This is a genomic window from Acinetobacter sp. UBA2581 (assembly GCF_002339435.1).
Classification (GTDB): domain Bacteria; phylum Pseudomonadota; class Gammaproteobacteria; order Pseudomonadales; family Moraxellaceae; genus Acinetobacter; species Acinetobacter variabilis.
Map to the genome: position 1 here is coordinate 23,427 of NZ_DDLD01000008.1, position 9,452 is coordinate 32,878.

General features: G+C 40.3%; 10 protein-coding genes and 1 pseudogene. 6 read left to right on the top strand and 5 right to left on the bottom strand.

The annotated features are described in order from the left end of the window. Nucleotides 1-124: 124 nt before the first annotated feature. The 3 genes from B3Q46_RS01010 to B3Q46_RS01020 all read right to left on the bottom strand — a co-directional run bounded on the left by B3Q46_RS01010 (nucleotide 125) and on the right by B3Q46_RS01020 (nucleotide 1,421). Nucleotides 125-556 (bottom strand): CBS domain-containing protein, encoded by a 432-nt coding sequence (locus tag B3Q46_RS01010; protein WP_004783708.1) that lies wholly within the window; start codon nucleotides 554-556, stop codon nucleotides 125-127. A gap of 100 nt (nucleotides 557-656) precedes the next feature. Next, nucleotides 657-1,031 (bottom strand): DUF2750 domain-containing protein, encoded by a 375-nt coding sequence (locus B3Q46_RS01015; RefSeq protein WP_034171083.1) that lies wholly within the window; start codon nucleotides 1,029-1,031, stop codon nucleotides 657-659. Between the two features lie 156 nt (nucleotides 1,032-1,187). Next, a complete protein-coding gene (locus tag B3Q46_RS01020; protein ID WP_034171084.1) occupies nucleotides 1,188-1,421 on the bottom strand; it encodes a hypothetical protein in 234 nt (77 codons plus the stop codon). 220 nt (nucleotides 1,422-1,641) lie between these two features. Here B3Q46_RS01020 and B3Q46_RS01025 point away from each other — a divergent pair, with 220 nt between their 5' ends. Beyond that, nucleotides 1,642-2,004, top strand: coding sequence for a hypothetical protein (locus B3Q46_RS01025; protein WP_004783702.1), 363 nt, complete (start codon nucleotides 1,642-1,644; stop codon nucleotides 2,002-2,004). A gap of 104 nt (nucleotides 2,005-2,108) precedes the next feature. Continuing rightward, nucleotides 2,109-2,432 carry a hypothetical protein gene (locus B3Q46_RS01030; RefSeq protein ID WP_004783701.1) on the top strand — a complete coding sequence of 108 codons (324 nt, stop codon included), beginning with the start codon at nucleotides 2,109-2,111 and terminating at the stop codon, nucleotides 2,430-2,432. Here the strand turns inward: B3Q46_RS01030 and B3Q46_RS01035 are convergent. Together B3Q46_RS01035 and B3Q46_RS01040 are read right to left on the bottom strand one after the other, a co-directional pair. After that, nucleotides 2,356-3,933, bottom strand: a complete 1,578-nt coding sequence (locus B3Q46_RS01035; RefSeq protein WP_171064809.1) for a M16 family metallopeptidase — start codon at nucleotides 3,931-3,933, stop codon at nucleotides 2,356-2,358. The two genes, B3Q46_RS01030 and B3Q46_RS01035, sit on opposite strands and share 77 nt — an antisense overlap. Before the next feature lie 11 nt (nucleotides 3,934-3,944). Further along, the gene (locus B3Q46_RS01040) at nucleotides 3,945-5,285 is read right to left on the bottom strand and encodes a M16 family metallopeptidase (RefSeq protein ID WP_376745102.1); all 1,341 of its coding nucleotides are present in this window, start codon (nucleotides 5,283-5,285) and stop codon (nucleotides 3,945-3,947) included. Between the two features lie 232 nt (nucleotides 5,286-5,517). Between B3Q46_RS01040 and ftsY the strand changes: the two genes are divergently transcribed. The 4 genes and pseudogenes from ftsY to B3Q46_RS01060 all read left to right on the top strand — a co-directional run bounded on the left by ftsY (nucleotide 5,518) and on the right by B3Q46_RS01060 (nucleotide 9,128). Then, nucleotides 5,518-6,621 (top strand): signal recognition particle-docking protein FtsY, encoded by a 1,104-nt coding sequence (gene ftsY, locus B3Q46_RS01045; RefSeq protein ID WP_004783696.1) that lies wholly within the window; start codon nucleotides 5,518-5,520, stop codon nucleotides 6,619-6,621. 222 nt (nucleotides 6,622-6,843) lie between these two features. Further along, nucleotides 6,844-7,492, top strand: a pseudogene (locus tag B3Q46_RS01050) (nitroreductase family protein). Nucleotides 7,493-7,674: 182 nt separating this feature from the next. Then, nucleotides 7,675-8,268, top strand: coding sequence for a nitroreductase family protein (locus B3Q46_RS01055; protein ID WP_004783692.1), 594 nt, complete (start codon nucleotides 7,675-7,677; stop codon nucleotides 8,266-8,268). A 194-nt stretch (nucleotides 8,269-8,462) separates the two neighbouring features. After that, nucleotides 8,463-9,128, top strand: coding sequence for a DUF2057 domain-containing protein (locus B3Q46_RS01060; RefSeq protein ID WP_004783689.1), 666 nt, complete (start codon nucleotides 8,463-8,465; stop codon nucleotides 9,126-9,128). The last annotated feature ends 324 nt before the right edge of the window (nucleotides 9,129-9,452 follow it).

Here is a 9,452-nt window from a genome sequence, read left to right on the forward strand (position 1 = left end):
ATCAAAAAAAATCCCAGTCTTAAGACTGGGATTTTTTATATCTGATCTGGTTTTGATATTGCATTGTTATTTGTTTGTAATGACATTTTGGAATTTAATTCACGTATTGAAATAAGAAAGAATTTTAGCCTGAAATATATTGTTGTAACTGATCAATCAGTTTACGTTGATCTTCCATTGCAGCTTTGACCAAGTCACCAATCGAAATCAGACCAATCAGTTTGTCATTTTCAACTACAGGTAAGTGACGTAAATGGCGGTCAGTCATTAATGCTAAGCAGTCTTCAACAGAAGTTGCAGAAGTCACGGTTATGACTTTAGGTGTCATAATTTCATTGACTGTGGTATCAAAAGAGGTTCTTTGCATCAATGCGATTTTACGGGTGTAATCACGCTCTGACAAAATGCCGACCACACTGTCTTCGTGGGTAACGACCAGCGCCCCAATTCCTTTTTCTGCCATCAGGGTAATTGCTTCTAAAACTGTAGAGTCTGGACGGATGGTATAAACTGCCTGATGTACTTTATCACCGAGCACTTGTGCTACGTTGGTCATTCTATTGAGTCCTTTTTATCTAATTGTTATTAGTCCTAGAGTATGTATCCAACTGAACATCTCTAGGTGTCTATTTTATGTCTTTATAAATAACATGTTTTTAGGCGAAGTGCAGTCTTTGTTGTGAAAAAAACAGGTGGCGCATCTGTGGAATTGATAATTTTAGTTTAGTGCCATTACCGCTACATAAAGTAGGTGTCACGGCTAATCGGGACAGTGTAGGTAATAAGTTGTTTTCAAAATCTTCGGGGTTGATTCTACGTGGTACATAACCTGGCCAATGTTCCTTGGCATAATTTTTGGCATCCAGAGAATTAAGCCAGAATGGAAAAATATAATCTTCCTGATCGCGCATCATCGCCCAACCCTGATGATAGACGCCCCACAAAACGCCACAATACATCATGGATTTGAGGATGGTGAGCCTCAAAAGAAAGTTTTTACATATCGGGTCGTATTGAATAATTTTTCGCATTGTCGTTAAAATAAAGTGCTATTAGAGTTCAGCTCTATTCTAGAAAGTTCCAGTGAAATTACTGTTTCAGCTTTGCAAGCAATCGTAATAAATTATGTCTTAATTGCAGTATTTCGAAAGAATGGCATAAAAAAACGTCACCGAGGTGACGTTTCTTCAAGCTTGCATGGTGGCCATGTTCTGCCAGTATTGTGCTTTGAGTGAATCTCGTTCTACACGAAAACCCTGATAATACAGTTCAGCTAAAAAGAGTGCTGCTTTACCGTGACCGGCGCGCGCTGCATCTTCTAATTGTTTTACTGCATCGACAAAGTTCATTTGCGATTGAATGGTATTCACTGCATCTGCATACAGATGTTCCAAATCATGTTGAGAGATATTCTGCATAATATAAAAACTCCTTAATTTTAATTATGATTTCGGATAGACTTTTAAGTCTAAATACAAATATAACTTAGTATTATTAAACTAATATTACAAAATAATGGAAAAGTCAACTATATCAGCTTTCCTGTTTACTTAATTTATAGTTTGTACGATCAAACTATACACAATTGGAAGTTTGGTTGGTATAGATTTTAACAATAGAACAAAAGAAAAGGAGAACAATATGATGCAAAGAACTCTTGAAGGGCTCAGTTTTGATATACCCCCAACAGCCAGTCAGATTACAGAATTGGCGCATGTACACCGTAAAAAACTAGATGAGGCAATTTATGACAAATATACCCATCTAGGTGATTACAGTCTGGCTCAACGTAAAGAAGTTTATGATTTTACCCGCGCTCTGGACGAAACCCAGCGTGCAGAGTTTTATAGTCACTATAATGATGAATTGGTCCGAATTGCAGATGAGGATCGACTGCATCCACCTGAAGCCGAAGCCGGCTTAAGCAAGTTTGCAATTTTGCTGGTTTTAGGTCTGGTGGCAATGGTCATTGCCTGGAGTGTGTACGAATTGTTGAAATCCTAACCGATTTATAGTCATATCAAAATGTATATTTATACTGGTCATTCAATCTTTGACTTGAACTTCATGGGACCCAGCCATACACTAGCTTCAACTTGAGGTAGTGTATGGCTATAGATAGCAAAAAATTAAGCGATTTTCTGAATAAAATTAAGCTTGAACAAATTTATAATGCGGTTGTTATTTTTATTGTGGCATTAATTTTATGTCTGGCTACATTTGCCATTTATCGTCCACTGACGACTTCCCAATTTAATTTACTTCAGGAACTTGCAGAACAGCAGAGCTTACCTCAAACCCAGGATATGGCTCAGACTTTGCTGCAACAGCAACGCATCCATCGCGGTCAATATCTTAAATTGATGCAGGCGTATCAGCAGGAATCTCTACGGACTCGTCAGCTTCCGCCGGTTTCTGTGGATATGCCTTAGGTATTGAAATCATATTAGGTAGTGGTGTAGAAGGATCTAACAGGTTCTGTTCCAATCGTAGTTTTAATGCTTCTTTATCCAATTCTTGACTCACCACGACCAGTGTTAAACGTTCTGGATGCAGATGTTTGCGTACGGCATTTTGCACATCTGCAGCGGTAATTTTGGCTAAACGTTCTGGATAGCGTGAAAGATAGTCGGCTTGCTCTGCATAAAAGCCCATTGTGCCTAACTGGGCATTGATTGTGGCATTGCTGCTGTAATTATTTGGAAATGCTCTTAACATCCCGGCCTTGGTTTCTTCCAGGCGCTTAGTATCAATCGGCTGATTTACAAAGTTGATAAAAGCCTGATGTGCGACCTGAATGCTATCCAGTAACTGATCTTGTCTAGTCGAATAACGGAAGCTAAATATACCAGGTGCCTGACTAAAGCTAAATGTACTATAAGCACCATAGGTATAGCCGCGTTTTATTCTTAATTCCTGCATCAATACTGCATTAAATCCGCCACCACCAAACATGCGATTGGCCACTTCCAGAGCAAGCCGATCTTCAGTAAAACGGTTTGGTCCTAAGTGGCCGAAGGTCACATGCGCTTGGGATGAGTTATAAGGCAAATGCACGATATCAAAACCCGATTTTTCTTCAGGTTCAGCTAATGCAACAGCTTTCTGTCCTTGAGGCAAATTGCCTGCAATTCGTTCAGAAAGTTCCAGTGCCTGTTTAGAACTGAGTTTGCCGGTAATGGCAATATTCATGTTTTGTGCTACCAGAAACTGGTCGCGGAATTTTTTCAGTAAATCAGCCGTAATTTTTTTGGTACTGCCAATGGTACCGGTAATGGGTTCGGCATAAGGATGCTGGCCATACAATGCCCGATAAAACCGGATATCCATCAGTTTACTTGGATTTTCCTGAAGCTGTTTTTGTCCTACTTGAGTATTACTGAGTGCTAACTGAATACTCGAAGGCTTGAATGTGGCATTTTTGAGAACATCCATCATCATGGCCAAAGCAGGTTCCATTTTTTTGGGATCTGATAAAGTTCTAAGGCGAACGACAAACATATCGCGATAAGCCTGCACGCTAAATTGTGCGCCTGTGACATCAAAGACTGAAGCCACCTGTGCAGCCGTATATTTATCTGTTCCTTCGCGCATCAGTTTGGCTGCTGTGCTGGATAAACCAAATAGACCTTTAGCAATTTCCTGATCTCGTGCTGATCCGGCATTAAAGGTCAGTTGAATATCGACCATCGGCAGATCTCGGGTTTCAACAAATAGAGTGCGAACTTTGTAACGATTATTCAGGTCATGGATAAAAGGTGCCTGAAATGTCTGCTTTTGATTAATGTTTTTTAAGCTTTGCAGGAGAGGGATCGCTTGTAACTGACTGGGATTATCATTCAAATCAGGTTGGGTATCTAAATAATTTTCTGCCCAAAGGTTTGAACTGAGGCTTAAGCTGGTTAAAAGGATAAGAGAGCGAACTTTAGACATTGTAATAACCATTATTGATCTTTCTGTTCAGGCAAAAGGTAGAGCGTACTTAAATTTTCACGGACAAAATAGGCATTAGCAACCCGCTGAATGTCCTCTGCACGGACACTGTCATAATGCTGAGGCAGTTCATCCATCAGGCGGTAACTCAATCCGTTTACTTCAAGGTTTCCAATCATTTTGGCCTGTCCGCTTAGACTGTCCTGACTATAAATCAGATTTGAAATAAAGCGTGTGCTGATCCGTGCCAGTTCATACTCAGAAATAGTTTCAGTTTTTAGTAAATCAATTTCTTTCTGGATGGCTGTTTGTGCTTCTGTCAGATTTACACCTGGAGCCGGAAGTGCGGAAATACCAAACAGGCTATCTCCACGGTTATAAGGATCATAAGACACACTTACAGAAGTAAGCACTTTGCGGTCGCGGACCAGACGATCCTGCAAACGAGAAGAAATTCCGCTATCTAGCAGGCTGCGGATAATGGTTAGGGCGTAGGCATCTTGAGGATTCTTGGCGGTAGCTAGAGATTTCACATTCCAGGTCATATACAGATTAGGCACCTGAACATTGCTCTCAATTTCCATATGACGATAGCCTAAGCGCTCAAACTCGAGTACATCATTACGTGAGGGTGTGGGACGCGCCGGAATATCACCGAAATATTTCTGTACCTGAACGAGAGCTTCTTGCACAGCTAAATCACCGACAATCACCAGAATGGCATTATTCGGGCTATACCAGTCTCGATACCATTTTTTAACATCACTCAGCTGAATATTATTAAGCGTTTTCATGTGACCAATCACGGGCTGACGATAGTGACTGGTGGGATAACTGATCCATCTAAATCGTTCAAATGCCTGGGCACGCGGATTATCATCAGTACGCTGACGCCGTTCTTCCATTACCACTTTAATTTCCGGATCAAAATCTTGCTGGCGTAACAAGAGGTTGTTCATGCGGTCAGATTCGAGTTCAAGCGCCATCGGAAAATAGGCTTTAGGATAGAGCTGATAATAGTTCGTATAATTGGTAAATGTTGCGGCATTAATACTGCCGCCATAAATCCGGCTCAGGCGGGTAAATTCATCATTGGGAACTTTGTTCGTGCCTTTAAACATCATATGTTCCAAAGCATGAGAGACACCGAGAATATTGCCGGACTCATCACTACTGCCGACTTTATACCAGATCTGTGTCATCACCATCGGAGAGCGATGATCTTCCCGGATAATGACTTTTAAGCCATTACCTAAATAGGTTTCGATGGTGGTGCGGGATAATTCACTCTGGGTTGCGGCATGTACGGGGCTAAAACCAAAACTCAGGATGAGTGCTGCGACTGGAGAAATCCGCTGTTTGATGATTCTGGATAAGGAGGAGATAGCAAAAAAAGATATGGACACAAAGTCTTCCAATGAATAGATATTTGTATTTAGGATTATTTTTCAGAAATCTTGTATTGAAAGCAACCAAACACTGTTATTTTTTGGTTGTTTATTCATGGATTGGATTTCCCGCTCAAAACACTGCAAGTTATGCTAGAATTCAATTTTTTAACGCAATGCTTTTCAAGGATTCGGTATGCAACAGCAATCTAATGGGCAAAACAAATTTTTGATTGATGCTGATATCGGAGATGATGATGTCACATTACCGAGTTTACCTGCGGTTAATGTGCCGATTTTAGAAACACCAAGCGCAACTGCTGAAGTTTCTGCACCTGTGGCGACGGAAGCTCAGGAAGAAGAACCTGCTACAAAAGGCGGTTTCTTTAGCCGTATGAAAGAGGGTTTAACCAAAACCCGTAAAAATCTTGCCGATGGGATGGTCAATATCCTGATTGGTGGCAAAGAAATTGACGATGAATTATTAGAAGAAGTTGAAGAACAGCTTTTGGTTGCAGACATCGGTGTTGATGCGACTAAAACGATTATTGCCAATTTGACTGAACGTACCGCACGTGGTGACCTAATTTATTCTCACTCGCTGTATAAAGCGCTTCAGGAAGAACTGGTGGCTCTGCTGGCTCCGCGTGTAAAACCACTGCAGATCGATCCAAACAAAAATCCGTATGTGATTCTGGTGGTGGGTGTAAATGGTGTAGGTAAAACCACGACCATTGGTAAACTGGCAAAACGTCTGCAAGGCGAAGGTAAAAAAGTCATGCTGGCTGCGGGTGATACTTTCCGTGCTGCTGCAACTGAGCAGTTACAGATCTGGGGTGAACGCAACAATATCGCCGTAGTAGCACAAGGTCATGGTGCTGACTCCGCTTCAGTCATTTTTGATGCTTTCGAAAGTGCGCGTGCCAAAGGTGTGGATGTTTTAATTGCGGATACTGCAGGCCGTTTGCATAACAAAGGTCACCTGATGCAGGAATTGACCAAAGTTAAACGTGTCATGCAGAAGATTGATGCGACTGCGCCACATGAAGTGATGCTGGTGGTGGATGCCGGTACAGGGCAGAATGCCATTAATCAAGTTGAAATGTTTGATGAAGCAGTAGGTTTAACGGGTTTAACCATTACCAAGCTGGATGGTACCGCCAAAGGTGGCGTGCTGTTTAATATTGCCAGCCGTACGCATGTACCGATTCGCTTTATCGGTGTAGGTGAGAAAATTGATGACTTACGTCCATTCTCAGCAAAATCATTCGTTGCGGCATTGTTTGAAACTGAAAAATAATTAATGCGACTTGCATCACATACACTCCGCTAAATGCGGAGTTTGTTGTTTTAAAGGGCTTAAATGTTCTAAAAAGCAGCATGAAAAAAACAGCAAATCCTGCCTACCTGAATAAACCCATTATAATTGTATGGGATTTGCCTGGTGATTGAAGTTCAGGCTATATGTAGAGGGTAGAAAATGGCATTACTCAATAAAATTGGGTAGGTATTAACAACTGACCTGACTAAGGATTTTAAATTTCCTAAAAACAGTAAAGCAATTGAACATTTAGAATTCACTTTTGTTGAGAAATTAAAAAAGTTCCGTGGGACTTATCAGCTAGGTAAGCGTGTGCATTATAGTCAGGCTTATCTGACCGAGCTGATTCAGGAAGCAGTGCATAGCTGTTCTTCAGCCTATAATTCACAAAGTGCACGCATTATCGTGTTATTTGCCGATTCACATCATCAATTCTGGAGCATTGTGAAAGATGTTCAACGCCAGCATGTGCCGGCATCGGTCTATGAAGGGATTAGAATCAAACTGGATCAATGTGAAAATGCCTATGGCACGATTTTATTCTATGAAGATCAGAATGCTATTCAGCAATTACAGAAAAAGATTCCATTTAGTGCCGATGATTTTCCACTGTGGTCAGAGCAGACTTCCGGCATGGTACAGTTTGCTGCGTGGACTGCGCTGGCTGATTCCGGTCTGAGGGGCTTCTTTGCAACATTATAATGCATAGATCAATCACCCTGTAGCTAAGCATTTTAAAATTGATGAAAGCTGGTTGCTACGTGCTCAGCTCTGTTTCGGTTCAATTGAAGAAGCAATAGAAGATAAAATTGAGTTTGTAAATTCAGACAGCTTCCAGGTATTTAGCTAAGACCGGCGATTTTTGAAATTAGCATGCGCTAAGGTGATTGATACAAAGGATCAACCTTAACATCTCTGAGAATGTTCTATAAATAAAACACATTGTTATCAAAATAAGACTGTTTTAGGCAGTGAAAATGCTTAGGATGATCTTATCCGTTTTTAATAATCAGAATAGAACGAGGTGAGATCATGGCATTTCTAGATCATATTAAAAAACGCCGTAGTATTTATGCCATTGGGAAAAATGTCAGCCTGGATCAGGCAGAAATTGAGCACATCATTAAAGAGGCGGTGAAACATAGTCCATCATCTTTTAACTCGCAATCTTCACGCGTAGTGATTTTGTTTGGTCAATCACATGATACTTTCTGGCATATTGTGCGTGAAACTTTACGCGACCTGGTGTCAGCAGATGCTTTTGAGGCTACCAATAGCAAAATAGATGGTTTTGCGGCAGGTTATGGAACTGCACTGTTTTATGAAGACCAGAATGTCATTAAAGGAATGCAAGAAAAATTTGCGCTATATGCAGATAATTTCCCGATCTGGTCAGAGCATGCCAGCGGTATCGCTCAGTTTGCAACCTGGACAGCTTTGGCTGAACATAATATTGGTGCATCACTACAGCACTACAATCCGATCATTGATGAAGAAGTGGCGCAAACTTTCAGTATTCCATCGAACTGGAAGCTTCGTGCTCAATTGGTATTTGGTTCAATCGAAGCCCCTCCAGGTGAAAAAACCTTTATGGATGATGCAGAACGATTTAAGACCTTTGCATAATCGATTTAGAGATGAGAAAGAAGTACTGTTAAGTACTTCTTTTTTATGTGTGATATAGCAGAAATCAGAAGATAGATAGTCTGATAAATGCTGAGTAAAGTGCTGTAGAGGCAAAGCATTTGTCATAGAATTGTCATTTGTACACGGCATATTGCAATGAAAATTTTATATATTAACCAGAATGAGTGAGTGACATGGATTTACGTATTACAGCAGCTGTAGTTGCATTATTGGGCAGCACATCAGCTTTTTCAGCCGTGACATTAACCGTACCTGAAGAAATCAAGATGATTGCAGTGAATGATCAGGAAGTACGTTCAGGTCTATTACGCTCAGATCAAACTTATAAACTGGATGCGGGTACGAATGCGATTAGTGTCCGTTATACTGAATTTTTCCAGCACAATGATAATTCTCATGACATTTTAAAATCTGGCGTAATAACTGTAAAAACTCCAGAACTTAAAGATGGTGAAGCTTATAAATTGGGTTTAATTAACGCGCCTAAAAATTTTGATGAAGCGAAAAAATATAAAGATCAGCCAATTATTGGTTTATATGATGCAAAAAATCAGCTTCTGGTTCAGCAGGCAGGAGCAAAAGATGCAGCGAAACCATTACTAGGGCAAAGTATTTTAGGAAAATCTGTGGATTTGACAACGAATAAAGTTGTAACTCCAACAAATCAGCCGGCAGCGGTCTACACTCAAACTGCAAGCACATCGAATGTGGCTACTGCAAACGTTCGGGAAAATGCATCAGTTGGTCAGCTTGATCAGCAATTAATTCAGTTGTGGAAACAGGCATCTAAAGCTGAACGACAAAAATTTATGAATTGGCTTGGCGAGCAGGCAAATTAAAATTTATTGTTCAATATTAAAAGGGATCGTACTCATACCATCCCTTTTAATAAAAACTAAACCAGTAGAAATTCACATTTGCTTAAACTTTTAGGCCAAAAATGACTGGAAAAAAGCATTAAAACTCCTAAAAATAGCAATTCAGATTAAAAAATAAACGTACGATGCGCTTTTTTGAATATTTTTAAGAAAAGCTCTTGCACTGGTTCTGAAACTGTATAGAATACGCAGCACACCAACGCAATGCATGAAACAAAACGTTAAGTGGTTGGGTTGGAGCTTAAAACTGACGAGGTTTTAAGTAAGATCATTAAGAGATTATGA